Annotated in this window: 20 protein-coding genes; 12 read left to right on the forward strand and 8 right to left on the reverse strand. The window is 74.3% G+C overall.

Going from position 1 to position 23,273, the window contains the following annotated elements:
- Positions 1-28: 28 nt before the first annotated feature.
- Complete coding sequence (gene yczE / locus ACEZDE_RS09215) at positions 29-670, forward strand: membrane protein YczE (RefSeq protein WP_380534377.1); 642 nt, start codon at positions 29-31, stop codon at positions 668-670.
- Here yczE and ACEZDE_RS09220 read toward each other — a convergent pair.
- Genes ACEZDE_RS09220 through ACEZDE_RS09230 form a run of 3 tightly spaced genes read right to left on the reverse strand, consistent with a single transcriptional unit; the run spans position 636 to position 4,094 of the window.
- Entirely contained in the window at positions 636-1,226 is a 591-nt protein-coding gene (locus ACEZDE_RS09220) for a TetR/AcrR family transcriptional regulator (protein ID WP_380534378.1), read from the reverse strand. The genes yczE and ACEZDE_RS09220 overlap by 35 nt on opposite strands.
- 14 nt (positions 1,227-1,240) lie before the next feature.
- Positions 1,241-3,400, reverse strand: a complete 2,160-nt coding sequence (locus tag ACEZDE_RS09225) for a YhgE/Pip family protein (RefSeq protein ID WP_380534380.1) — start codon at positions 3,398-3,400, stop codon at positions 1,241-1,243.
- A complete protein-coding gene (locus ACEZDE_RS09230) occupies positions 3,387-4,094 on the reverse strand; it encodes an ABC transporter ATP-binding protein (protein ID WP_380534381.1) in 708 nt (235 codons plus the stop codon). The genes ACEZDE_RS09225 and ACEZDE_RS09230 overlap by 14 nt, the downstream gene beginning before the upstream one ends.
- A gap of 242 nt (positions 4,095-4,336) precedes the next feature.
- On the opposite strand from ACEZDE_RS09230, the gene ACEZDE_RS09235 reads away from it, so the two are divergent.
- The 4 genes from ACEZDE_RS09235 to ACEZDE_RS09250 all read left to right on the forward strand — a co-directional run bounded on the left by ACEZDE_RS09235 (position 4,337) and on the right by ACEZDE_RS09250 (position 6,755).
- Entirely contained in the window at positions 4,337-4,561 is a 225-nt protein-coding gene (locus tag ACEZDE_RS09235; protein WP_380534383.1) for a DUF6504 family protein, read from the forward strand.
- A 32-nt stretch (positions 4,562-4,593) separates the two neighbouring features.
- Positions 4,594-5,196 (forward strand): SAV_6107 family HEPN domain-containing protein, encoded by a 603-nt coding sequence (locus tag ACEZDE_RS09240; protein WP_380534385.1) that lies wholly within the window; start codon positions 4,594-4,596, stop codon positions 5,194-5,196.
- Positions 5,197-5,286: 90 nt separating this feature from the next.
- Positions 5,287-6,087, forward strand: coding sequence for a methyltransferase domain-containing protein (locus ACEZDE_RS09245; RefSeq protein ID WP_380534387.1), 801 nt, complete (start codon positions 5,287-5,289; stop codon positions 6,085-6,087).
- 281 nt (positions 6,088-6,368) lie between these two features.
- Entirely contained in the window at positions 6,369-6,755 is a 387-nt protein-coding gene (locus ACEZDE_RS09250) for a DUF3040 domain-containing protein (RefSeq protein ID WP_380534389.1), read from the forward strand.
- 105 nt (positions 6,756-6,860) lie between these two features.
- On the opposite strand, the gene ACEZDE_RS09255 is transcribed toward ACEZDE_RS09250, so the two are convergent.
- From ACEZDE_RS09255 to ACEZDE_RS09275, 5 genes are all read right to left on the reverse strand, one after another.
- Entirely contained in the window at positions 6,861-9,275 is a 2,415-nt protein-coding gene (locus ACEZDE_RS09255; RefSeq protein WP_380534391.1) for a transglutaminase TgpA family protein, read from the reverse strand.
- Positions 9,272-10,720, reverse strand: coding sequence for a DUF58 domain-containing protein (locus tag ACEZDE_RS09260; RefSeq protein WP_380534393.1), 1,449 nt, complete (start codon positions 10,718-10,720; stop codon positions 9,272-9,274). The genes ACEZDE_RS09255 and ACEZDE_RS09260 overlap by 4 nt, the downstream gene beginning before the upstream one ends.
- A gap of 1 nt (position 10,721) precedes the next feature.
- On the reverse strand, positions 10,722-11,672 hold the full coding sequence (locus tag ACEZDE_RS09265; RefSeq protein WP_380534570.1) for an AAA family ATPase: 951 nt from the start codon (positions 11,670-11,672) through the stop codon (positions 10,722-10,724).
- A gap of 248 nt (positions 11,673-11,920) precedes the next feature.
- Entirely contained in the window at positions 11,921-12,505 is a 585-nt protein-coding gene (locus ACEZDE_RS09270; protein WP_380534395.1) for a HutD/Ves family protein, read from the reverse strand.
- Positions 12,505-13,065 carry a beta-class carbonic anhydrase gene (locus ACEZDE_RS09275; RefSeq protein WP_380534397.1) on the reverse strand — a complete coding sequence of 187 codons (561 nt, stop codon included), beginning with the start codon at positions 13,063-13,065 and terminating at the stop codon, positions 12,505-12,507. Before ACEZDE_RS09275 ends, ACEZDE_RS09270 begins: the two co-directional genes overlap by 1 nt.
- Before the next feature lie 514 nt (positions 13,066-13,579).
- On the opposite strand from ACEZDE_RS09275, the gene rsmH reads away from it, so the two are divergent.
- From rsmH to murD, 7 genes are all read left to right on the forward strand, one after another.
- Complete coding sequence (gene rsmH, locus ACEZDE_RS09280; protein WP_380534399.1) at positions 13,580-14,581, forward strand: 16S rRNA (cytosine(1402)-N(4))-methyltransferase RsmH; 1,002 nt, start codon at positions 13,580-13,582, stop codon at positions 14,579-14,581.
- A 95-nt stretch (positions 14,582-14,676) separates the two neighbouring features.
- Complete coding sequence (locus ACEZDE_RS09285) at positions 14,677-15,411, forward strand: hypothetical protein (protein ID WP_380534401.1); 735 nt, start codon at positions 14,677-14,679, stop codon at positions 15,409-15,411.
- A 16-nt stretch (positions 15,412-15,427) separates the two neighbouring features.
- Positions 15,428-17,500, forward strand: a complete 2,073-nt coding sequence (locus ACEZDE_RS09290) for a peptidoglycan D,D-transpeptidase FtsI family protein (RefSeq protein ID WP_380534403.1) — start codon at positions 15,428-15,430, stop codon at positions 17,498-17,500.
- A gap of 16 nt (positions 17,501-17,516) precedes the next feature.
- The gene (locus ACEZDE_RS09295; RefSeq protein ID WP_380534405.1) at positions 17,517-19,208 is read left to right on the forward strand and encodes a UDP-N-acetylmuramoyl-L-alanyl-D-glutamate--2,6-diaminopimelate ligase; all 1,692 of its coding nucleotides are present in this window, start codon (positions 17,517-17,519) and stop codon (positions 19,206-19,208) included.
- A 6-nt stretch (positions 19,209-19,214) separates the two neighbouring features.
- Positions 19,215-20,630: a UDP-N-acetylmuramoyl-tripeptide--D-alanyl-D-alanine ligase gene (locus ACEZDE_RS09300; protein ID WP_380534407.1), complete on the forward strand. Its 1,416-nt coding sequence runs from the start codon at positions 19,215-19,217 to the stop codon at positions 20,628-20,630.
- Positions 20,631-20,689: 59 nt separating this feature from the next.
- Entirely contained in the window at positions 20,690-21,751 is a 1,062-nt protein-coding gene (gene mraY / locus ACEZDE_RS09305; protein ID WP_380534571.1) for a phospho-N-acetylmuramoyl-pentapeptide-transferase, read from the forward strand.
- Positions 21,736-23,253, forward strand: coding sequence for a UDP-N-acetylmuramoyl-L-alanine--D-glutamate ligase (murD, locus tag ACEZDE_RS09310; RefSeq protein WP_380534410.1), 1,518 nt, complete (start codon positions 21,736-21,738; stop codon positions 23,251-23,253). The genes mraY and murD overlap by 16 nt, the downstream gene beginning before the upstream one ends.
- The last annotated feature ends 20 nt before the right edge of the window (positions 23,254-23,273 follow it).

A 23,273-nucleotide genomic window follows, 5' to 3' on the forward strand; every position in this document is an offset into this window, starting at 1 on the left:
TCAGCAGCAGAATCCAAGGGGGAGCCGCATGAACCTGACCCGCCGCCTGACCCAGCTCTACCTGGGCCTCGCCCTCTACGGCGGCAGCATGGCGCTGCAGATCAGGTCGGCGCTCGGGCTCGACCCCTGGGACGTCTTCCACCAGGGGCTGACCCGCCACCTCGGGCTGTCCTTCGGCACCATCACCATGATCGTCGGCGCGGCCGTGCTGCTGCTCTGGATCCCGCTGCGGCAGCGCCCCGGGCTGGGCACCGTCAGCAACGTCTTCGTGATCGGCCTGTCCGTGGACGCGGCGCTGCGGCTGCTCCCCACCCTGCACGGCCTGCCGCTGCGGCTGGCCGTCCTCGCCGCCGGCATCGTGCTCAACGGGGCGGCCGGCGGCCTCTACCTCGGCGCCCGCTTCGGCCCGGGGCCGAGGGACGGCCTGATGACCGGCTTCTGCCGCAGGACCGGACGGTCCGTCAGGCTGGTCCGCACCGCCATCGAACTGACCGTGCTCCTGGTCGGCCTGCTGCTCGGCGGCACCTTCGGCGTCGGCACGGTCGCCTACGCGCTGGCCATCGGCCCCCTGGTCCAGTTCTTCCTGCGCCACCTGACCGTGCCCGTGCCGGAGCGGGAACCCGAGCGCCCCGCGGTCAGCCCGGCATGCGAGCCCGCAGCAGTCGGCTGAGGCCGCCGTGGACGTCGTCCAGACTCCGCTCCGGCTGGAACGCCAGCCAGTCCAGGGCGACCACCAGCACCATCCCGAACACCGCCGACGCGGTCAGCTGCACATCCAGGTCGTCCGGCAGGTCCCCGTCGGCGACCGCCTCGGCGAGCACCGCGGCGACCACCGAGACGGTCTCCTCCCGCATCAGCCGCAGGGTGTCGTGCCAGGCCCGGTTGGTGCGCCAGGTCTCGGCCAGGAACAGCTGGGCGAAGGACGGGTAGGCGCGGATGAACTCAAGGCCCGCCCTGGCCATCGCGTCCAGCGCGGCCAACCCGCCCAGCCCGGCGTCGGGACCGGCCGCCCTCAGCGCGGCGGTGAGCAGCCCGACCCCGTGCCGCAGCAGTTCCTCGAACAGCACCGACTTGCTGCTGAAGTTGTAGTAGACGGTGCCCTTGGCGACCCCGGCCCGCTCGGCGATCTCGTCCACCGTGGTGGCCGAGAAGCCCTGTTCGGCGATCAGCGTCACCGCTGCCTCGTAGAGCTTCTGGCGGGTCGCGTCGCGGCGGGAGGTGCTCATGACGCCATTGTCGGTCACAGGGTCAGCTCCGGGTGCAGTCGGGAGACCGTCCACACCTGGCGGCGGCGGGCGGTCAGCGTGGTCAGCACCAGCGCCGCCAGGGTGAACCCGGCCAGCACCGCGGAGCCGGTCCAGACCGCGGTCAGGTCGCCGCCGCTGACCAGCCGCCGCAGCCCGGCCACCACGTAGCTCATCGGCAGGTACGGGTGGATCGCGCCGAAGAAGCCGGGGCTGGTCTGCACCGGGTAGGTCCCTCCGGCCGAGGTGAGCTGCAGCATCAGCAGGGCCAGTGCCAGCAGCCGCCCGGCCGGGCCGAAGCGGGCGTTCAGCCACTGGACCACCGCGGCGAAGCACAGCACCGTCAGCGCCAGGAACCCGAACACCCCGGCCGCGTGCACCAGCCGCAGGCCCAGCGCCCAACAGAGCACCGCCATCAGCGCGCCCGCCTGCAGCAGCCCCAGTCCGGCCACCGGTAGCCACCCGGCCAGCGCCGCCCGCCAGGCCGGGGCGTTCGCCGCCAGCGCCCGGTTGCTGAGCGGGCGCAGCAGCATGTAGCCGACCATGGCGCCGACCCACAGCGCCAGCGGGATGAAGTACGGGGCGAAGCCGGTGCCGTAGTTGGGCGTGGCGTTGAGCTCGTCCTTGGCCAGCTGCACCGGGTCGCTCATCGCGGCGGCGCGGGCGTCGCGCTGGTCGGCGTCGTAGTCGGGGACCTGCCCCGCGCCGCTGTGCAGTCCGTCGGCGAGCTGGACCGAGCCGTGCGAAAGGCTGGTGAGGCCGCCGTCCAGCTGCCGCGCGCCGTCGGAGAGCCGGTAGAGGCCGCTGGAGAGGGTGTGCGCACCGCTGTCCAGGCTGGTCAGGCCGCTGTCGAGGGAGTTGGCGCCGGTCCTGGCCTGGCCGGTGCCCCGGCTCAGCGCGTCCGCGCCGGTGGCGAGGGTGTGCACGCCCTGGTTGAGCTGGTTGACCTGGGCCACGGCGGTGTCGAACTTCTGTGCCAGACCCGGCTGTTCCAGCGGCTTGGCCAGGGCGGCGACCCGGTCGGCGTCCTGGGCCAGCGAGGTCAGTTCGGGCGCGAGCTGCTGCACCTGGCCGTTCAACCGCACAGCGACGCCCACCACCTGCCGGGCCGCCTGATCCCCAGCCCGCAACCGGACACAGTCCGCCCCGGCCTGGTCCGTGCCGCACTGCGCTGCCACCGCGGCGTCGAGCTGCGCCTGCGCCCTGCGGGCGTCCGCCAGGGCGGCCCGGCTGTCGGCGGGCAGTCGGCCCAGGTCGGCGGCGATCTTCGCGGCGTTGTCGGCGACCAGCGTCGCCGAGGTGCTGATCAGCTCCGGGTGCTCGTGCAGCAGCGGGGACAGATTCTTCGCCACCGGGTTGACCGCGTCCGCGAGTTGCTGGGTCCCGGCGGCGGCCTGCCGTGCCCCGGTGGCCAGTTGGCCCGCGCCCTGGTCCAGGCTGTCCAGCCCCTTGGCCAGCTTCGCGCTGCCGCTGCTGGCGGTGTCCAGCCCGGCGGCGAGCTGCCGCGCGCCGCCCTCGGCGGTCGCCGCCCCGCCGGCCAGCCGGCCCGCGCCCTGCTGGGCCTGCCGGGCGCCGTCGGCGACCTGGTCCGCGCCGTCCGCGGCCTTGACGGTGCGGGTGTGGATGTCCGCGAAGCTGACGAACACCTGGTCGTAGAAGCCCGCCGAGGCCTGGCTGGAGGTGGCGGCGCGGATCTCGTCGAACACCGAGCGGGAGATCTGGCCGACGATGTAGTTGTTCGAGTCGTTGGTCTGCACCTTCAGCTCGCCGTCGGCGGGACGGTCGCTGTCGCTGCTGCCGATGTCCTTGCTGAAGTCGGCCGGGATGGTCAGCGAGAGGTAGTACTTCCCCGAGGCGACCCCCTTGGCGGCCTGCTCCGGGCTGACGCTGTCCCAGCCGAAGATCCGGCGCTTCGTCAGCTCGTCGGCCAGTTCCTGGCCCGCGTCGATCCGGTGGCCCTGGACGGTCACCGCGCGGTCCTGGTCCACCAGCGCCACCGGCAGCCGGTCCAGGCTGCCGTAGGGGTCCCAGAAGGACCACAGGTACAGCGCGCCGTAGAGCAGCGGCAGCAGCATCAGCGCCACCAGCGCGGCCCGCGGCAGCCGCCCGCGGGAGAACCGCCGCAGCTCCATCCGGGCCAGGTCAGGCATGCGCATCGGAGGTCTCCCCTGCTTCCAGTCGGACGGCCAGGTCGGCCAGTCCGGTGCCGTCGGTCCCCGCGGCGAGGACGGTGGTACCCGCGTCGGCGACGCCGCGGAGCATGGCCCAGGCCGCGGTCCGCTCCGCGGCCGGGAGCCGGTCCTCGGTGTCGTCCACGCACAGCAGCCGGGGTCGGCCGAGCAGGGCCAGCGCGGTGGACAGCCGCAGCGCCTGCATCGGCGTCAGTTCCCGGACCGGGGTGCGCGGGCCCTGCGGCAGCTCCTCGACGGTCAGCCCGGCCAGCGCCAGCGCCTGTTCGACCGTGCGGAGGGGTGCGCCGCGCCGGGCGCGGAGGGGGCGCCGGGAGGCGTGCAGCAGCCGCCGCTCGCGCAGGTGCTCGGCGACGGTCAGCGCGCCCTCCAGGTCGTTGACCCCCGGCATCGGGCCGAGCCCGGCGAGCCGCCGCACGGCCGCGGCCTGCTTCGGCAGCGCGAGCCCGGCGACCTCGGCCAGGCCCTCGCTCGGCCTCATCCGCCCGGCCAGGGTCAGCAGCAGCGAGGTGCGCCCGGAGCCGGCCGCCCCGCCGACCACCGCCAGCCCGCCCGGCCGCACCGCCAGCTCCACGCCCCGGTAGACCCACCCGCGCGGCCCGCGCAGCCCCAACCCCTCGACCCGGACGGCGACGCCGTCCAGATCCGCCCGTTCCCCCATCACCCGTCCCCGCCTCACTTTTTTGTACTGACTGGTCAGTACAAACTCTAGCCCCCACCCCGCCCCCCAACCGCCGAATCCGCTGTGAGCTGCCGCACGCCCGGCCGTCCGGCCGGATTGTCAGTGGTGGGGTGCAGCATGTCGCTGAGGGTTCCGGTTGCGGCACGCGGCGTTGACGGCGGGGTGCGGGCGGGGGTTACCCTGAAGGTGTTCGAATATACGTTCGAAAGGAGGTGGCTGCGATGGCGGAACTGATCGAGGTCAGGGGCGGGCGGGAACTGCCCACGCACTTCCTGTGGCGGGACCGGGTCTACGCCGTCCGGGAGGTGCTCGCGCACTGGACCGGCGGTCTGGAGGTCTGGCGGGTGCAGGCGAGCCCCGGCCGCTGCTTCGACACGGGCGTGTACGACCTCAGCTTCGACCGCGCCGCCGGGCGCTGGACCCTCACGAGTACGGCGAACGCCTGACGGCTGCAATCGAACGGGAGGACGCGACAGCCATGAGCGACAAGGTGATCCCCACCGCACAGGTCTCCACCGCGCAGGTGCTGCAACTGCCGCTGCAGGCCGCGACCGGAACGACGACGGGCGCGCACCCCGGCAGCACCGGCGGGGCCGCCAAGCCCTACCGGCCGCCGTCGGACATCCATCCGGTGCTGCGCCGGGCCGGCGCCCCGCCGGCCGCGCTCGACCTGCTGGCGCAGGCCTACCGCGGGCTGGACGAGGCCCGCGGCATGGAGGGCCCGCTGGAGCGCTACGCCGTGGCGCACCTGGCCGCGCTGCGCGCCTCGGCCGCGGTGCTCGCGGTCCGCGGCCGTCCGGAGGAGAGCCCGCGCCGGCGCGGCCGGATCCGCAGTGCCTGGGAGGTGCTGCCCGAGGTCGCCCCCGAGCTGGCCGAGTGGGCCCTCTACTACGCGGCCGGCGCGTCCAAGCGGGCCGCGGCCGAGGCCGGGATCGCCTCCGCCGCGACCATGCGCGAGGCCGACGACCTGATCCGGAACACCGCCCTGTTCGTGCGGATGGTGCAGCGGGTGATAGCGCTCGACCCGGTGGTCGAGCGGTCCCGCGGGGAGGGCGAACCGCCGATGCCCAGGACCGGCTGAGCGGCCGTCACCCGGGCGCCACACCGTAAGGTGGGGACCGTCCCGCCGCGCGCCGCCGAGGCGCCGCCGAACCTGCCGAGGAGTCCCCCCGTGTACCCGACGCGTCCCCGCAGCTCCCTCCGGACCGCCGTGGTGTGGGAGGTGCTGCGTTCCGCGTTGGAGCGGCGCGCGAAGGAGCTGGGCCGGCCCGTCCTCGACGTGCTGGACACCGGCGGCGGCACCGGCAACTTCGCGGTGCCGGTGGCCCGGCTGGGGCACCGGGTGACCGTGGTCGACCCCAGCCCGGACGCGCTGTTCGCGCTGGAGCGCCGGGCCGCCGAGTCCGGGGTCACCGACCTGGTCCGCGGGCTGCAGGGGGACACCCAGACCCTGGCCGACCTGGTCGAGCCGGCCAGTGTGGACGCGGTGCTGTGCCACGGCGTGCTGGAGGTGGTGGACGACCCGGCCGAGGCACTCGGCCAGCTCACCGCGGGGCTGCGCAAGGGCGGGGTGGTCAGCCTGCTCGCCGCCAACCGCAACGGCGCGGTGCTGGCCCGCGCCATCGCCGGCCACTTCGCCGAGGCCCGCGCGATGCTGGACACGACCGCGGGCGCCCCCTCCACGACCGGCCCCTCCGCGACCGCCACGGATGCCCCGACCGCCGCCGCCTGGGGCGGCCCCCCGCCGCGGCGCTTCAGCGTCGAGGAACTGCGGGCGCTGGCCGACGCCGCCGGGCTGCGGGTCGCCTCGGTGCACGGGGTGCGGATCTTCGCCGACCTCGTCCCCGGCGTCCTGGTCGACACCGAGCCCGGCGCGGTGGAGGCGCTGCTCGCCCTGGAGCTGGCCGCCGCCGAGCAGCCCGCCTTCCACGCCGTCGCCACCCAGCTGCACCTGCTCGCGGAACTCAGGTAGCGCTCGGGCCGGGCCCGCCGCCGGTCGCCCCCGTCCCTCCGGTCCCTTCCGCCCCTTGCCGCGCAGAGGGGAACCTCTACCCCGGTCCCAGCCGTTGTCCTGGTGGTGCACATGGCTCAGCGCTCTCCAAAAACCGGCTGCCGACCGTATGATTCGGGTAAAGCCAGCAAGGCATGACAGTCCACCCGTCGGGGCATACGCATCACAGCAGGAACCAGCGGCGGACGCGGTCCTGACGGGGACGGCGGTGGTCGCCGTAGCGACCAGAGTAGGAGGACGACGTGCCGCTCTCGGAGCACGAGCAGCGTCTGCTCGAGCAGATGGAGCGAGCGCTGTACGCCGAGGACCCCAAGTTCGCGACAGCGCTTGAGGGTACGGGGCTGCGCGCTCGCACCCGCCGGACGGTCTACGCGGCTGCCGCGGGTTTCGTCGTCGGCGTGGGCCTCCTGATGGGGGGCATGGTCACCAAGCTCTGGTGGGTCGGCGTCGTGGGTTTCGTGGTGATGCTCACCTGCGCGGTCGTCGCCATCACCGGATGGCGCAGGGCGCCCAGGCTCGGCGTCGCCGACCCTCGGACCGGTGCGCCGCTGCGCCGCCGCAAGACCGGGGTGGTCGACCGGATGGAGCAGCGCTGGCAGCGCCGCCACGACGAGCAGCGCGGTGCCTGAGCCCTGCGGGACCGCGGAACACCTTCACACAGCTTGAGCAGCAGGAACGGCGGCGGGCACCTCTCCAGGCGCCCGCCGCCGTTCCTGTGCCTGCCCTTCGCGCCGCTACTCCTCGCTGCCGCCCCGCCGCCGCAGCCGTCCGAAGCTCCGTTCGAACGCGGCTGCGAAGCCGCCGCTGATCCGTCGCCGCAGCCGTGCCGACGACGGCGGCAGCAGCACCGCCCGGATCCGCACCGAACGTCCGACCGAGGCCCGCAGCCCGTCCCTGACCGTGCGGACGTCCTGCCGCAGCGCCGGGTGGACCTCCGCCCGCGGCGCGTAGAGCACCTGCTCGGTGGCCAGCGCCAGCCTGCCTGCGGCGGCCTTCGGCTCGTCCCGCAGCTCGCCCAGTTCGACGATCCTGGCGGCGATCCGGCGCGGGGTCTCCGCCTCGTCCGGGGGGATGCCGACGTCCCAGGCGGAGTCGATCAGCTCGGTCCAGGCGGCCAGCACCTGCTGCTCGCTCAGCTCGAACCGTTCCGCGCCGCCGCGCCCGCCGCCGCCCGGTCCGCCGCGCCGCGGCGGGGTCCGCCGCAGCCTGCGGCTCCGCGCTCGGAGCCGCCACAGCATCGGGGTCAGCAGCAGCAACAGGATCAGCGCCCCGGCCGCGACCAGTGCCAGCTCCAGCGGGTTCAGCCCGCCCGCGCTCTGCCCGGAGCCGCCGTTCGCGCCGCTCGCGCCGTTGCTGCAGCCGCCAGTGCGCTGCTGGACCTCGCTGATGCAGCCGGCGCTGGCCTTGGGGGCCGGGGTGGCCGCGGCGCCGGGGGCGTCGCTCGGCTGCGGCTTGTTGACCGGAGTCGTGGTGCTGCCGGGGACGGTGTAGTCGGGGGCCGCGCCGCGTCCGGGGGTCGGCTCGAAGCGCAGCCAGCCCACGCCCGAGAAGTACAGCTCGGGCCAGGCGTGGGCGTCCTTGGTGCCGACCTCCCAGCTGCCGTCGCTCTGCCGGGTGCCGGGGGTGAAGCCGACCGACACCCGGGCCGGGATGCCCAGGGCGCGGGCCATCGCCGCCATGGTGGAGGCGAAGTGCACGCAGAAGCCCTGCTTGTCGCGCAGGAAGTCCAGCATCGCGTTCGAGCTGGTGTCGGCCTTGACCTCGGTGTTGTAGCTGAACCCGCCGGTGCTGGTGAACCAGTTCTGCAGGGCCACCGCCTTGTCGTACGGGGTGGCCGCGTCCTTGGTCACCCCCTCCGCGGCGGTGACGATCGCGGCCGGGAAGTTCTTGGGCAGGCTCAGATAGGTGTCGGCGATGGCCGCCGGCGGTTTTCCGGCCTTGCGCAGCTGGTCGATGGTCGGGTTCACGGTCAGGCTGTTGACGGTGTACTTCAGGCCGCCCGCGGTCTGGCCCTTGGCGCCGACCAGGGTGCGGCCCTCCGGCTCGTAGCGCCAGTCGCCGGCCACCGAGACCGAGATCGCCGGGTAGGGCATCGGCAGCCACTGCTGGACGTAGCCGGGGATGGTGGTGATCCTGGTCTGCACCGCCTGCGCCGGGACGTTCGCGGAGAGCCCGTCGGTCGCCGGGAGCGGGGAGGCCACCGACTGCACCGTGTGGCTGCTGGGCGACCAGGAGGTGCCGTCGAACTTGTCCAGGTCCACGATCCGCAGGTACTGGTCGCTGGGGTCGGTGGAGCTGGTGGTGTAGTTGAGCAGGTCGGTGTTGGTCTGCCGGCTCAGTGAACTGGCCAGCGAGGCCAGCGGGTTCACCGCGGTGATGATCGCGCCGCCGCCGCCGATCCCGGGGCCGCCGCCGATCCGGCCGAGCAGGCCGCTGTCCAGGGTCGGTAGGCCCAGCGGCAGCAGCAGCCCGGCCACCACTGCCAGGGCGGCGATCCGGTAGCCGGTGCCGGTGAGCGGGTTGCCGCCGCCGCTCCCGGCCAGGGTGGCCGGGGTGCCGTGGAAGACCCGGCCCCAGCGGGAGAGCCGGTCCCGGCCCTCGGCCATCAGCAGCGCCAGGTAGCCGAACGCGGCCAGCAGGAACCAGAACCACACGGTGTTCTTCGGGTGCATCCCGGTGCCGACGGAGTACAGCGCCAGCAGCGGCAGCCCGGCCAGCGCGACCCGCTGGTAGGTCACCGCGACCAGGTCCACCAGCAGCCCGATCAGGACCACCCCGCTGACCAGGATCAGCGAGAGGCCGGGCCGGGCCGGGGCCGGGGCCGAGTACTGGGTCATCTCGTTGATGCCGTCGCTGACCAGGCTGTCGAGGGCGCGCACCGCGCCCGGTCCGGGCAGCACGCCGCCGACGGCCGAGCCGCCCGCGTAGAACACGGTCAGCAGCAGCAGCACGACCACCAGCTGCACCGCCGGGACCACCGGCCGCGGCACCGGGATCCGGCGCAGGCCGAGGCCCAGGCAGGTCACCACCAGGACCAGGAAGGCGGCCTGGACCAGCCAGCCGTTCGGGGTGACCAGCGGCCACAGGCACAGCGCCGTCAGCATCGTGGCGGCGGCCCCGCAGAACGCGATCCGGGTGCGCCCGTTCATGACGCGCTCCTTCCGGCGGAGTACGAGCCGGGCGCGGGGGCCGCGGCGGCGTGGTCGGCCTGCTGCCACAGGTCGGGGAGCGAGTCGCCGGAGCGGGCGGCCAGGACGGTCCAGCCGGCCTCGCGCAGCAGCCGCAGCTGCAGGTCGGTGGCGTTCTCCGGGGCGTCGGCGGCCGGCGCCGCGGGCACCGGGACCCGGTTCAGCGACCAGGTGGCGCTGTCCAGCAGGATCGCCACCGCCGCGGACGTGCGCCGGCGCAGCCGGGACAGCTCCGCGAGCTGCTCGTCGTCCAGCGAGCCGAGCAGGGCCACCACCAGGCCCTCGCCGCCGAGGCGGAGCACCTCCTCGGCCCGCACCAGGCTCTGCCCCTCGGAAGGCTGCACCATCGCCAGGGTGTCCAGCAGCAGCCCGGCGGCCTCGGCCGAGGCCGCGCCGAGGCCGCTGCCGCCGGGTCCGGTGACCGCGTCGCCGGTGTCGGTCAGCAGCCGCACCGCGTAGCCGCGCTCCAGCAGGTGCAGCCCGATCGAGGCGGCGGCGCTGACCGCCCACTCGAACGAGGAGGCCGGGCCGCTGCCCCGGTGCCCGGCGGTGCGGGTGTCCAGCAGCACGGTGGCCCGGCTGCGCAGCGGCTGCTCCTCGCGACGGACCATCAGCTCGCCGTACTTGGCGGTGGAGCGCCAGTGCACCCGGCGCAGGTCGTCGCCGTGCCGGTACTCGCGCGGCACCACGTCGTCCTCGCCGGCCAGGGCGACCGCGCGGGAGTGGCTGTCGCCGTAGCCGGTCCACTCGCCGGTGAGCCGGACCGGGGCCAGCGGCTGGACGTGCGGGACCACGGTCAGGGTGTCCGCGGCGGTGAACGAGCGGGTCAGCTCGCACAGCCCGAACGGGTCGCCGAGGCGCAGTTGCAGCGGGCCCAGCGGGTAGCGTCCGCGCAGGTCGGAGCGGACCCGGTAGGAGACCTCGCGGTGCCCGCGCGGCTCGACCCGGTCCAGCACGAACCGCGGCCGGGGGCCGAGCACGTAGGGGACCTTGTCCTCCAGCATCAGCAGCCCGGTGGGCACCCGGGAGACGTTGTCGACCCGCAGGTGCACCCGGGCCTCCTGCCCGGCCGGGGTGCGCGAGGGGGTGAGCCGCCGGCCGCTGGCGACCCGGTACCGGGTCCGCATCAGCATCATCGCGCTGATCAGCGGCAGTGCGGCGAGCAGCAGCGCGATCCTGAGCAGGGCCGGTTGTCCGAGCAGGTAGGCGCACAGCGCCGCGGTGATCCCGGCGGCCAGGAAGGACCGCCCCCGGGTGGTCAGCCCGCGCAGCGCGGTCCTGGCCGCCGCGCCGCGGGACGCGCCGGCGCCGCCGGTCCCGCCGCCCGTGCCGCCGCGTGCGCTTGTGCCGCCGTGCGCTCCGCCGCCGCGTGCGCCCGCACCCCCGCCGCCCGGCTTGGCGGCCATCTCAGCGCGCCGGGTGCGGGACGGGGAGCTGGAGCACCAGGTCGCGGACGACCTGCTCGGTGGTCCGCCGTCCGAGCTGGGCCTCGGCGGTCGGCAGCAGCCGGTGCGCCAGCACCGGGACGGCCAGCTCCTGCAGGTCGTCCGGGATGACGTAGTCGCGCCCGTCCAGGGCCGCCGCCGCGCGGGCCGCCCTGAGCAGGTGCAGGGTGGCCCGGGGCGAGGCGCCGAGCCGCAGCTCGGAGGAGGTGCGGGTGGCCCCGACCAGGGCGACGGCGTAGCGGCGCAGCTCATCCGCGACGTGCACCCGGCGGACCATGTCGATCAGCTTCACCACGTCGTCGGCGTGCGCGACCGGCCGCAGCTCCTGCACCGGCGAGGCGCCGCCGTGGACGTCGAGCATCTGCAGCTCGGCGTCCGGGCTGGGGTAGCCGATGGAGATCCTGGCCATGAAGCGGTCGCGCTGGGCCTCGGGCAGCGGGTAGGTGCCCTCCATCTCGATCGGGTTCTGGGTGGCGACCACCATGAACGGAGACGGCAGCGGGTAGCTGGTGCCGTCCACGGTGACCTGGCCCTCCTCCATGGACTCCAGCAGCGCGGACTGGGTCTTCGGCGAGGCCCGGTTGATCTCGTCGCCGACCACGATCTGCGCGAAGATCGCGCCCGGCTTGAACTCGAAGTCGCGGCGGTTCTGGTCGAACACGCTGGTGCCGGTGATGTCCGAGGGCAGCAGGTCCGGGGTGAACTGGATCCGGCGGACGGTGCAGTCCACCGACCGGGCCAGGGCCTTGGCCAGCAGGGTCTTGCCGACGCCGGGCACGTCCTCGATCAGCAGGTGTCCCTCGGCGAGGAGCACGGTCAGGGCCAGCCGCACCGCCTCCGGCTTGCCTTCGAGCACGCTCTCCACGGAGGCGCGCACGCGTTCCACCACGGCGCCCAGCTCGGCCAGGCCCATGCTCTGCGGCTGCGGCGCGACGGCCGCCAGCGGTGGCGGACCGGTCACCTCGGCCGGGTCGTCGAGGCTGGTGTGCTCGTTGAAGGTCGTCACCCGGTTACTCCTTGGCCCGTGTACGGGGCCGTGACCTCATCCCCGGTCAAAGCCCCTCCGTGTGCGTCGACACGGCAGATGCATTGTTCCCTGTCGGGACCGCCTGCGTCACTCAACCGGACGAACCGGACCTCGACCCAGCCGTTATTCGTCCGTTATGGACCGGTTATGTCGTCGAGTGTGACCAGGGCGGCGACGCCCGCACCATCCTCACAGACCACCGACGCGGGCCCGGTGACGCCGGTTCCGCGTGTCAGGACGGCATCGTGCCTGCCCAGGAGGATGTCCCCGAAGCGCATCCGCCCCTGGAGCACCACCAGCACCACGGCCCGCCCGGCCGCCACGGCCGGGAGCGGCGCCGCACCGACGATCCGGACGGTCGCGCGGACCCGGTCGCGACGGGTCATCACATTGAAGTCGGTGACCGGCCCGTCCAGCAGCCGGCAGTCGGTGTCGGCGTCCCCGGGGAAGGCGAACGGGCGGTGCCGCTCCGGCAGCAGCCGCGGGACGCCGTCCACGGTCAGCTCCATCCCGGCGCCGTCGACCACGGTGATCACCCGGTCGACCCCGGGGAAGGCGGAGAACGGGCCGCCCGCGGCGACCTCGGCCAGGCTGATCCGCCAGTCGAAGCCGTCCAGGCCCGCGTCCCGCGGCCAGGAGGCGATCTCGCGGGTCACCCCGCCGCCGTTCTTCCAGACGGCGGGGACCCGGTCGGCGGAGCGGAGGACGCTGACCGGCACTAGGACCGCGGCTCGTGCGGGAGCACCTCGCTGAGCAGCCCGGTGGTGACGTCGAAGACGAAGCCGCGGATGTCCTCGCGGTGCGGCAGGAACGGCGAGGTGCCGACCCGTGCCATCGACTGGCGCACGTCCTGCTCCAGGTCGGTGAAGGACTCCAGGGCCCAGGAGGGCCGTATCCCGACCTCCTGCTCCAGCTCGACCCGGAAGTCCTCGGTCAGGCTGAGCAGCCCGCAGCCGGTGTGGTGGATCAGGGCGATCGAGCGGGTGCCCAGCGCGCGCTGGCTGACCGTCAGCGACCGGATGGTGTCGTCGGTGACCACGCCGCCCGCGTTGCGGATGACGTGGCAGTCGCCCAACTCCAGGCCCAGCGCGGCGTGGACGTCGAGCCGGGCGTCCATGCAGGCGACCACGGCGACCTGCTGGACCGGGCGGGCGTCCATGCCCCCGTCGCGGTAGGCGGCGGCGTAGTCCCGGTTGCGGGCGACGAAGCTGTCGATGATCGAGGGGGCCCCGGTGGACGCGGCGGCCAGGACGGACGGCAGGTCAGGTGTCGTGGTCATATCCACGACGGTAGTGGGAGATCCGGCCTGACGGGGAGGCCGGTCCGGGGCGCGGGGCGGCGTTGTGGCGCGCCGCATGAGCGCGGGGGCGCGCGTCTGCTCTGCTCCATTCGCATGATCCTTGGGCCGACGGGGGAGCGCAGGCGGCGCGCATCGGCGTGGCGCGCTCCCCCTTCGGAGTGAAGCGACCCATGCTGACCTGCGTGGATACAAAAACGGCGGAGGGGGCGTGCGCCGTCGCATCTGGTTGACCGGCAAGAGCCGTGGAGTAAAGTGACGCCACGTCGGGCGAGTGCGGTCCTGGGACGCACGAGGACGGCGCGACCCGGACCCGACCAGGGCCCGACTGCTTTCCCTCCCTTCACCCCAGCTCCTTCCCAGGCGCACGACCCGCACCTACCGGCCCGGCCTCCACCCGCTCCGTACCCGCTGCCGCCCCTTCCCCGGCGGCAGAGGGCCCCTTCCCCAAGGCGAGCGGGCGGGGACCAGGCGGTAGGTACTACGAGAGGTACCCATGAGCAGCGGTCCGGACGTCGCCCCCGACGAGAGCCCCGGCCCGGAGCCCGCCGACCGGCACGTCCCGGTGATGCTGCGGCGCTGCCTGGACGTCCTCGCCCCGGCGATCTCCGCGCCCGGCGCGGTGGTGGTGGACGGCACGCTCGGCCTCGGCGGGCACAGCGAGGCCATGCTGACGGAGTTCCCCGAGGTCCGCCTGGTGGCAGTGGACCGGGACCCGGAGGCGCTGCGGCTGGCCGGGCAGCGGCTGGCCCGGTTCGGCGACCGGGCGACCCTGGTGCACGCCGTCTACGACGAGATCCCGCAGGTGCTGGCCGGGCTCGGGATCGACCGGGTCCAGGGCATCCTGTTCGACCTCGGCGTCTCCTCGATGCAGCTGGACGAGGCCGACCGCGGCTTCGCCTACGCCCAGGACGCCCCGCTGGACATGCGGATGGACCAGACCACCGGGATCACCGCCGCCGACGTCCTCAACACCTACGGGCACGGCGACCTGGCCCGGATCCTCAAGTTCTACGGCGAGGAGCGGTTCGCCGGGAAGATCGCCTCGGTGATCCTGCGGGAGCGCGAGAAGGAACCGTTCAGCACCAGCGCGCGTCTTGTGGAACTGGTGCGCAACGCCATTCCCGCCGCCACCCGCCGCACCGGCGGCAACCCGGCGAAGCGGACCTTCCAGGCGCTGCGGATCGAGGTCAACAGCGAGCTGTCGGTGCTGGAGCGGGCCATTCCCGGCGCGCTGGGGGTGCTCGCGGTGGGCGGCCGGATCGCGGTGATGTCCTTCCAGTCGCTGGAGGACCGGATCGTGAAGCAGTTCCTCGCGGCGGGCGCGGCGTCGACGGCTCCGCCGGGGCTGCCGGTGGTGCCGGAGGAGCACCAGCCCCGGCTGAAGCTGGTGACCCGGGGCGCGGAACAGCCGACCGAGCAGGAAATCGCGGAGAACCGCCGTGCCGCGTCGGTCCGGCTGCGTGCGGCGGAGAGAATCAGAGCCTCCGTCAGGTAGGCGGGGAGAGCGGGCAGGCAGCAGGTGAAGGCGGAGCCCCGGCGCACGGCGCAGAGCGCGCGCGGGCGGCGCGCGCAGCGAAGGAGCGGATGCAGGTGGCTGTCGGAAGAGTCGCGGGAGGCACGTCCTCGCCGTCCCCGGTGTCACCTGTGCGCCGCAGGCCGGGCGGGGGCGGGGCGGGGCGGCCCGGTTCCCGGCCGCGTCCGCGCTCCGGCTCCCGGGCGGCCGGGCGGGGGCCCTTCGCGGCGCTGGTGGTGCTGATACTCGCGGGCGGCCTGATCGCGCTGCTGATGCTGAACACGGCGCTGAACCAGGGGTCGTTCCAGCTCTCGCAGCTGCAGCAGCGGACCACGTCGCTGACCGACGAGCGGCAGGGGCTCCAGCAGCAGATCAACGCCTGGTCGGCGCCGGACGCGCTGGCCGTGCGGGCGCGGCAGCTGGGGATGGTGCCCGGCGGCACCCCGGCCTTCCTCCAGGACGACGGCAGGGTCGTCGGCGACCCGTCCCGCCTCTACGGCCCCCCGCCGCCCCCGACCGCGACCCCGACCCCCGCCCCCACGGCAACCCCCTCGACGACGGCGACGGCGACCCCCTCGGCGACGGCGACCCCGTCGGCCACGACCACGGCGCCCCCCACCGGCGCGAGCGCGACCACGACCCCCCACACCGACACCGCGGGCACCGCTGCCGGCACCGCCCCCGCCAAGCCCGCCACCGCAGCAACCGCCACCAAGCCCCCTGCAGCGGCGGCCCACTCGACAGCCAAGCCCCGCACTGCCACCACACCCTCCGCGACCGTGTCGAGCTCTGCTCGACGCAGCGGCGACTGACGGGGAGACAGCGACCATGACCACCCCCCGCCCCCCGCACCCGCGCCAGGGCCCGCCGCGCCCCCGGCAGGGCACCGCCCACCGTCCGGGCGCCGCCCCGCGCCGTCCGGGCAGCGCGCTGCCCGGCGCCCGGCCCGCCGCCCGCTCCGGGAACGGCCCAGGGAACCGCCCCGGCGGAGCCGGCTACCGCTCCCACGGCGGACCCCCGGGGCCGCCCCCGCTGCGGCTGGCCGCCCCCCGCCGCCGCCTCCGCCTGCTGCTGGTCGCGCTCGGCGCGGTGCTGACGCTGTTCCTCGGCCGCCTGGTGCAGCTCCAGTTCCTGGACTCGTCCGCGCTCGCCGCCGAGGCGAGCGTGAACCTCTTCCAGACGGTGACCCTGCCCGCGCCCCGCGGGTCCATCACCGACGCCTCCGGGCAGACCCTGGCGACCACCGTCGACGCCTACGACGTCACCGCCGACCCGTACATGTTCACCCCCGGGCAGGCCCACATCGACGACGCCCCGGCCCAGGCCGCGCAACTGCTCTCGCCGATGATCGGCGTCCCGGTGGCGGACCTGACCAAGGCGCTGACCTACACCGGCAAGGGCGACCGCTACGCCCTGCTGGCGAAGCAGCAGTCGCCGCAGACCTGGAACCAGATCACCGCGCTGCAGGCCTCGCTGACCAAGACCGCCTGGCACGGCCACTGCGCGACCGAGAACCAGCTCGCGCTGAAGGCGGGCGACGACGGCCGGGTGGACGAGGCCTGCGCCAACACCCTGAACGGCGTCTTCCACACCAAGCACACCAAGCGGGTGTACCCGGACGGCCCGCTCGCCTCCAACGTCATCGGCTTCGTCAACGCCGACGGGGTCGGCAAGGGCGGCCTGGAGCAGCAGTACGACAGCCTGCTCAAGGGCAAGGACGGCCGGGCCACCTACGCCCAGTCCGGTGGTCGCCAGGTCCCCACCGCGGGCCAGCACGAGCAGCCCGCGGTCCCCGGCTCGGACCTGCGGCTGACCCTGAACCGGGACATCCAGTGGGACGCCCAGCAGGCGATCACCGCCGAGGTGAAGAAGGCCGGGGCCGAGGGCGGCTATGTGATCGTCCAGGACGTCAGCAACGGCCAGGTGCTGGCGATGGCCACCGCCCCCGGGTTCGATCCCAACGACCTGGCCCATGCCAACCCCAATAACCTCGGCAACTCCGCACTCCAGGAGGTGTACGAGCCGGGCAGCGTCAGCAAGCTGATGACCATGGCCGCGGTGCTGCAGCAGAACGTGGCCACCCCGCTGACCCATGTCGTCGTCCCCGGCTTGCTGCCCCGGGCGGGCACGGTGTTCCACGACGACACCGCGCACGGCACCGAGCACCTCACCCTGAACGGGGTGCTGGCGCAGTCCTCCAACATCGGCACCATGCTCGCCGCCTCCCACCTCGGCGCCACCGAGCAGCAGGCCGACCGGGTGCTCTACAGCTACCTGACCAAGTTCGGCATCGGCCGGCCGACCGGCCTCGGCTTCCCCGGCGAGAGCCAGGGCATCCTGGCCGCGCCGAGCCAGTGGTCCGGGTCGCAGCAGTACACCATCCCGTTCGGCCAGGGCCTGTCGGTGAACGCGCTGCAGACCACCTCGGTCTACTCGACCATCGCCAACGGCGGGGTGCGGATCGCGCCCAGCCTGGTCGCCGGGACCACCGGCCCGGACGGGCGGTTCGTCCCGGCCCCGGCCCCGGCGCAGTCCCGAGTGGTCAGCGCGCAGACCGCGAAGACCCTGGCGCAGATGCTGCAGTCGGTGGTGGCCAGCCAGGAGGGCACCGGCGCAGCCGCCGAGATCCCCGGCTACCTGGTCGCGGGCAAGACCGGCACCGCGAACCGGGTGGACCCGCAGACCGGCCGCTACCAGGGCTACACCTCCTCCTTCATCGGCTTCGCCCCGGCCGACCGGCCCCGGGTGACCGTCTCCTGCGTGGTCCAGAACCCGGTGAACGGGCACTTCGGCGGCGAGCTGTGCGGCCCGGTGTTCAAACAGGTGATGGAGTTCGCCCTGAAGACCCTCCAGGTGCCGCCGACCGGCGCCGCCCCGGCGGACCTGCCGGTGAACTGGTGAAAGGCGGAGCCTGCCGATGACCCCCACGTCCCCCGCGCACGGACCGGCCCCGGAACCCCCGGCGGAGCCCTCCGGCGCACCCTGGCTTGGCCCCGGACCCGGCGATACCGGTAACCTCACGGCCGTGCACCGAAGTGATCAGCAGTCTCCGGTCGGGCAGGCCGGGCCGGCGGCTCCTCCCCGCCCGCGGACCCCTCGGACGACCCCGCTCGCCGAGGTCGCCGCGCTGCTCGGGCTGCCCGCCCCGGACGGCCCGGCCGGGTCCGCCGGGGTCACCGGGATCACCCACGACTCCCGCGCGGTGCGGCCCGGCGACGTCTACGCCGGCCTGCCGGGCGCGCACGCCCACGGCGCGGACTACGCCGCGCAGGCCGCCGCCAACGGCGCGGTGGCGCTGCTGACCGACCGGGACGGCGCCGCCAGGGCCGCCGCCGGGCTGCCGGCCCTGGTGGTGGAGCGGCCCCGGGCGGTCCTCGGCGGCCTCGCCGCCGCCCTCTACGGCCGGGCCGCCGAGCAGCTGCTCACCATCGGCGTCACCGGCACCAACGGCAAGACCACCACCGCGTACCTGATCGAGGGCGGGCTGCGCGGCGCGGGCCGCGCCACCGGGCTGATCGGCACGGTGGAGATGCGGGTCGGCTCCGAGCGGATCAAGAGCGAGCGGACCACCCCGGAGTCCACCGACCTGCACGCGCTGCTCGCGGTGATGCGCGAGCGCGGCGCGGACACGGTGGTGATGGAGGTCTCCAGCCACGCCCTGGTCTACGGCCGGGTGGACGGAGTGGTCTACGACGTCGCCCTGTTCAACAACCTGACCCCGGAGCACCTGGACTTCCACCCGGACATGGAGGACTACTACCGGGCCAAGGCCAGCCTGTTCAGCCCGCGGCGGGCCAGGGTCGGCGTGGTCAACCTGGACGACCCCTACGGCCGCCGGCTGGCCGCCGAGGCGGAGATCCCGGTGGTCGGCTACTCCGCCACCGGCGACCCGGCCGCCGATTGGCGGGCCGAGGCGGTGCACCTGGGCCCGGCCGGGTCCACCTTCCGCGCGGTCGGCCCGGACGGCGCGTCGGTGGACGCGAGCGTCCCGCTGCCGGGCCCGTTCAACGTCGCCAACGCCCTGGCCGCGATCGCCGGCCTGGCCACCGCCGGGCTGCCGCTGGACGAGGTGGCCGCGGGCATCGCCGCCGTCCCCGGCGTGCCGGGACGGATGGAGCGGGTGGACGCCGGGCAGCCCTACGTCGCGGTGGTCGACTACGCGCACAAGCCGGACGCGCTGGAGGCCGCGCTCGGCTCGCTGCGCGAGGTCACCAAGGGCCGGCTGCACGTGGTGGTCGGCTGCGGCGGCGACCGCGACCCGTTCAAACGCGGGCCGATGGGCGCCATCGCCGCCCGGCTGGCCGACACCGCAGTGCTGACCAGCGACAACCCCCGTTCCGAGGACCCTTTGGCGATCCTGCACAGCATGCTGGCCGGCGCGGTCGAGGTGCCCGAGGCCGAGCGCGGGGCGGTGCTGGTCGAACCCGACCGGGCCCGCGCCATCGCCGCCGCGGTGGCCCTGGCCCACGCCGGCGACTGCGTCCTGGTCGCCGGCAAGGGCCATGAGCTGGGCCAGTACGTGCGTGACGAGATCCGACCCTTCGACGACCGAGCCGTGCTGGCCGAGGCGATCCACGCGTCGCACCGCGCCGGCGACGCCAAGGAGTAGAGCAACGTGATCCCCATGACCCTCGCCGAGGTTGCCCAGGCCACCGGGGGGACGCTGCACGACGTGACCGACCCGCGGACCCGGGTCACCGGACCCGTGGTGCACGACTCCCGCCAGGTCGAGCCGGGCGCGCTGTTCGCCGCGGTGGCCGGCGAGCGGGTGGACGGCCACGACTACGCGGCCGGAGCCCTGCGGGACGGCGCCGTCGCGGTGCTGGCCTCCCGTCCGGTCGGCGTGCCCGCCGTGGTGGTGGACGACGTGGTCGAGGGGCTCCAGCGGCTGGCGCAGGCCGTCACCGCGCGGGCCGAGGGCGCCACCGTGGTCGGCCTCACCGGCTCGGCCGGGAAGACCAGCACCAAGGACCTGATCGCGCAGCTGCTCGGCACGGTCGGCCCCACGGTCTTCACCGCCGGCTCCTTCAACAACGAGATCGGCTTCCCGATCACCGCGCTGAAGGTGGCCGCGGACACCCGCTTCCTGGTGCTGGAGATGGGCGCCCGGCACAAGGGCGACATCGCCCACCTGACCGGCCTGGCCCAGCCCTCGATCGGCCTGGTGCTCAACGTCGGCACGGCGCACATCGGCGAGTTCGGCAGCCGGGAGGCCATCGCCGAGGCCAAGGGCGAGATGGTGGAGAACCTCCCGGCCGAGGGCTGCGCGGTGCTGAACGCGGACGACCCGCTGGTCCGGGCGATGGCCTCGCGGACCAAGGCCCGGGTGCTCTACTTCGGCGAGTCGGCGCAGGCACAGATCAGGGCCGAGGGGATCCGGCTGGACGACTCCGGTCGGGCCGCGTTCACCCTGGTGACCCCGGCGGGTTCCGCCCCGGTCGCCCTGCGGCTCTACGGTGAGCACCACGTGTCCAACGCGCTCGCCGCCGCCGCGGTGGCGACCGAGTGCGGCATGACGGTCGAACAGGTCGCCGACGCGCTGGGCGGGGCCGGCAGCCTGTCCCGCTGGCGGATGGAGCTGACCGAGCGTCCGGACGGCGTCACGGTGATCAACGACGCCTACAACGCGAACCCCGACTCGATGCGGGCCGCCCTGCGCGCGCTCGCCGCGATCGGGGGCAGGGGGCCCGGCGCCCGCCGTACCTGGGCGGTGCTGGGGGAGATGCGGGAACTCGGCGGGGAATCCCTCGACGAGCACGATGCGGTGGGCCGGCTCGCGGTCAGGCTGAACATCGCGACCCTGGTGGCTGTCGGCGGCAGGGAAGCGGCCTGCATGGAGCTGGGCGCGAGGAACGAAGGTTCTTGGGGTGAGGAGTCGGTGCTGGTGCCCGATGTGGATACGGCGGTCGAGTTGCTGCGTGCGCGGGTCCGTCCGGGGGACGTGGTCCTGGTGAAGGCGTCCCGTTCGGTGGGCCTGGAGCGCGTCGCCGAGGCGCTGCTCGCCGATGGTGCGAACGGAGCGGCCCAGTGAGCCAGGCCCTCGCGGCTCATGCCGCGACCGTCCAGCTGGCCGTGTCCAGCGGCTCGCCGATGCGTCAGATCCTGTTCGCCGCGGCCATCGCGCTGGTGCTGTCGCTGGTCGGCACCCCGGTGCTGATCCGGATCCTGGCCCGGCACGGCTACGGCCAGATGATCCGCGACGACGGCCCCAAGGCGCACCACAGCAAGCGCGGCACGCCCACCATGGGCGGCATCGCGTTCATCCTGGCCACCCTGGTCGCCTACGGGCTGACCAAGCTGCTGGTCGGCTCCGCGCCGACGCCGTCCGGGCTGCTGGTGCTGTTCCTGATGACCGGGATGGGCCTGGTCGGCTTCCTGGACGACTACATCAAGATCGTCAAGCAGCGCTCGCTGGGCCTGCGGGCCAAGGCGAAGATGGCCGGGCAGCTGATCGTCGGCATCGTCTTCGCGGTCGGCTCGCTGCGCTTCGCGGACTCCTCCGGAGTCACCCCGGCCTCGACCAAGCTCTCCTTCGTCACCGACTTCGGCTGGTCGCTCGGCCCGGTGCTGTTCGCGCTCTGGGCCATCTTCATGATCCTGGCGATGTCCAACGGGGTGAACCTGACCGACGGCCTGGACGGCCTGGCCACCGGCGCCTCGGTGATGGTGTTCGGCGCCTACGTCTTCATCGGCATCTGGGAGTACGGCCAGACCTGCGGCTCCGCCGCCACCGCCGGACCCAACTGCTACTCGGTGGAGAACCCGCTGGACCTGGCGGTGGTCGGGGCCGCGCTGATGGGCGCCTGCTTCGGCTTCCTGTGGTGGAACACCTCGCCGGCCAAGATCTTCATGGGCGACACCGGCTCGCTGGCCCTCGGCGGCGCGCTGGCCGGTCTTGCGATCTGCTCGCACACCGAGATGCTGCTGGCGATCCTCGGCGGGCTGTTCGTGCTGATCACGCTGTCGGTGGTGATCCAGGTCGGCTCGTTCCGGATGACCGGCAAGCGGGTCTTCAAGATGGCGCCGCTGCAGCACCACTTCGAGCTCAAGGGCTGGTCCGAAGTCCTGATCGTGGTCCGGTTCTGGATCATCCAGGGGCTGTGCGTCGCGGTCGGCCTCGGCCTCTTCTACGCGGGATGGGTGACCAATTGACCCTGCCTCAGGACACCCCGGAGTGGAAGGGCCTGCGGGTCACCGTGGCCGGGCTCGGCGTGTCGGGCCCGCCCGCCGCCCGGGTGCTGCACGGCCTCGGCGCCGAGGTGACCGTGGTGGACGGCGGCGAGGGCCCGCGGCAGCAGGCCCAGGCCGCGGAGCTGCGCGGGCTCGGCGTGACGGTCCGGCTCGGCGACGGGCAGAGCCTGCCCGAGGGCGCCGACCTGGTGGTCACCTCGCCCGGCTGGCCGCCGACCGCGCCGCTGCTGGTCACCGCCGCCGCGGCCGGTATCCCGGTCTGGGGCGACGTCGAACTGGCCTGGCGGCTGCGCCGTCCGCTGGCCGCCACCGGCGAGCCGGCCCCCTGGCTGGCCGTCACCGGCACCAACGGCAAGACCACCACGGTGCAGATGCTCGCCTCGATCCTCGCCGCGGACGGAAAGCGCACGGCCGCGGTCGGCAACGTCGGGGTGTCGGTGCTGGACGCGGTGCTGGCCGAGGAGCCGTACGACGTGCTCGCGGTGGAGCTCTCCAGCTACCAGCTGCACTGGGCCCCTTCGCTGCGCCCGCACTCCGCGGTGGTGCTCAACATCGCCGCCGACCACCTGGACTGGCACGGCTCGATGGAGGCCTACGCGGCCGACAAGGGCCGGATCTACCAGGGCAACCAGGTCGCCTGCGTCTACAACACCGCCGACCCGGCCACCGAGGAGCTGGTCCGCGCGGCCGACGTGGAGGAGGGCGCGCGGGCCGTCGGCTTCACCCTCGGCCCGCCCGCGGTCTCCCAGTTCGGCGTGGTCGACGGCCTGCTGGTGGACCGCGCCTTCGTGACCGACCGTCATAAGAACGCCCGCCCGTCGCCCGCCGCCACCCCTGTCGGAGCCGCTCCGCGGCACACCGCCACGGAACTCGCGTCGGTGGACGACATCCGGCCCCCCGCCCCGCACAACATCGCCGATGCGCTGGCCGCCGCCGCGCTGGCCCGCGCCTACGGCGTGGAACCGCGCGCGGTCCGGGACGGACTGCGCGCCTTCCGCCCCGACGCGCACCGGATCGCCCTGGCGGCCGAGGTCGACGGGGTCGCCTACGTCGACGACTCCAAGGCCACCAACCCGCACGCCGCCGCTGCCTCGCTGGCCGCCTACCAGCCGGTGGTCTGGATCGCCGGCGGCCTGGCCAAGGGCGCCGACATGGACGCCCTGGTCGCCGGCGCGGCGCCGCGGCTCCGGGCCGCGGTGCTGATCGGCGCCGACCGCGGGCTGATCCGCGAGGCGCTGGCGCGACACGCGCCCCAGGTCCCGGTGATCGAGCCCGCGGACGGACAGACTGGTGCCCCGGCCATGGACGCGGTGGTGCGCGCCGCCGCCGGGCTCGCCAGGCCTGGTGACACCGTGCTGCTCGCCCCGGCCTGTGCCTCGATGGACATGTTCAGCAACTACGGTGAGCGCGGCGACCTCTTCGCCGCCGCGGCCCGCGCCCTCGCCGGGTCGGGCTCCGCGTAGCACCGGGCTCCGGGCAGTAC

The sequence above is a fragment of the Streptacidiphilus cavernicola genome, assembly GCF_042510955.1.
Lineage (GTDB): Bacteria > Actinomycetota > Actinomycetes > Streptomycetales > Streptomycetaceae > Streptacidiphilus > Streptacidiphilus cavernicola.

What these genes read in the sequence shown, in the direction of transcription:
- yczE (WP_380534377.1), top strand. Translation starts at nt 29, where the DNA reads ATGAACCTGACCCGCCGCCTGACCCAGCTCTACCTGGGCCTCGCCCTC.
- ACEZDE_RS09220 (WP_380534378.1), bottom strand. Translation starts at nt 1,226, where the DNA reads ATGAGCACCTCCCGCCGCGACGCGACCCGCCAGAAGCTCTACGAGGCA.
- ACEZDE_RS09225 (WP_380534380.1), bottom strand. Translation starts at nt 3,400, where the DNA reads ATGCGCATGCCTGACCTGGCCCGGATGGAGCTGCGGCGGTTCTCCCGC.
- ACEZDE_RS09230 (WP_380534381.1), bottom strand. Translation starts at nt 4,094, where the DNA reads ATGGGGGAACGGGCGGATCTGGACGGCGTCGCCGTCCGGGTCGAGGGG.
- ACEZDE_RS09235 (WP_380534383.1), top strand. Translation starts at nt 4,337, where the DNA reads ATGGCGGAACTGATCGAGGTCAGGGGCGGGCGGGAACTGCCCACGCAC.
- ACEZDE_RS09240 (WP_380534385.1), top strand. Translation starts at nt 4,594, where the DNA reads ATGAGCGACAAGGTGATCCCCACCGCACAGGTCTCCACCGCGCAGGTG.
- ACEZDE_RS09255 (WP_380534391.1), bottom strand. Translation starts at nt 9,275, where the DNA reads ATGAACGGGCGCACCCGGATCGCGTTCTGCGGGGCCGCCGCCACGATG.
- ACEZDE_RS09260 (WP_380534393.1), bottom strand. Translation starts at nt 10,720, where the DNA reads ATGGCCGCCAAGCCGGGCGGCGGGGGTGCGGGCGCACGCGGCGGCGGA.
- ACEZDE_RS09265 (WP_380534570.1), bottom strand. Translation starts at nt 11,672, where the DNA reads ATGGGCCTGGCCGAGCTGGGCGCCGTGGTGGAACGCGTGCGCGCCTCC.
- ACEZDE_RS09275 (WP_380534397.1), bottom strand. Translation starts at nt 13,065, where the DNA reads ATGACCACGACACCTGACCTGCCGTCCGTCCTGGCCGCCGCGTCCACC.
- rsmH (WP_380534399.1), top strand. Translation starts at nt 13,580, where the DNA reads ATGAGCAGCGGTCCGGACGTCGCCCCCGACGAGAGCCCCGGCCCGGAG.
- ACEZDE_RS09290 (WP_380534403.1), top strand. Translation starts at nt 15,428, where the DNA reads ATGACCACCCCCCGCCCCCCGCACCCGCGCCAGGGCCCGCCGCGCCCC.
- ACEZDE_RS09295 (WP_380534405.1), top strand. Translation starts at nt 17,517, where the DNA reads ATGACCCCCACGTCCCCCGCGCACGGACCGGCCCCGGAACCCCCGGCG.
- mraY (WP_380534571.1), top strand. Translation starts at nt 20,690, where the DNA reads ATGCGTCAGATCCTGTTCGCCGCGGCCATCGCGCTGGTGCTGTCGCTG.
- murD (WP_380534410.1), top strand. Translation starts at nt 21,736, where the DNA reads ATGGGTGACCAATTGACCCTGCCTCAGGACACCCCGGAGTGGAAGGGC.